The sequence below is a fragment of the Streptomyces sp. NRRL F-2664 genome (genome assembly GCF_000719345.1).
GTDB lineage: Bacteria > Actinomycetota > Actinomycetes > Streptomycetales > Streptomycetaceae > Streptomyces.
Genome location: NZ_JOFX01000429.1, coordinates 1 through 351, shown reverse-complemented (window position 1 = coordinate 351; position 351 = coordinate 1). Strand labels below are relative to the sequence as shown.

Below are 351 nucleotides of genomic sequence, written 5' to 3'. Positions count from 1 at the left end.
GTCCACAGTGCCGCCGAGGCTGCCGGGGAGAGGGCGAGGTCCCAGGACTGCTGGAAGCTCGGCGCCTCGGAGACCATGTCGCTCAGGGTGGTGGCGAAGTGGCCCTTAACCTTGGTGGCGGCATCGGTCAGCGGGGGGATGTTCCCGGCGTCGGTCATGGTCTTGACGTAGCTGTCGTTCCACACGTCCGAGGTGATGTAGTCCAGGGCCTTCTTGGCCTGGACATCGGTGGCCTTGGCCGAGATCGACCAGTACACCGAGGGGTTACCGGCGAGCGACTTGGGGTCGCCCTTGCCGCCATCCACCGCGGGGAAGGCGGCGTAGCCGAGCTTGCCGTCGGACTCGAACTTG

1 pseudogene is annotated in these 351 nt (G+C 66.7%); it reads right to left on the bottom strand.

Annotated elements, in window-relative coordinates:
• Positions 1-351: pseudogene (locus IF89_RS0136405) on the bottom strand (sugar ABC transporter substrate-binding protein); the annotation flags it as partial.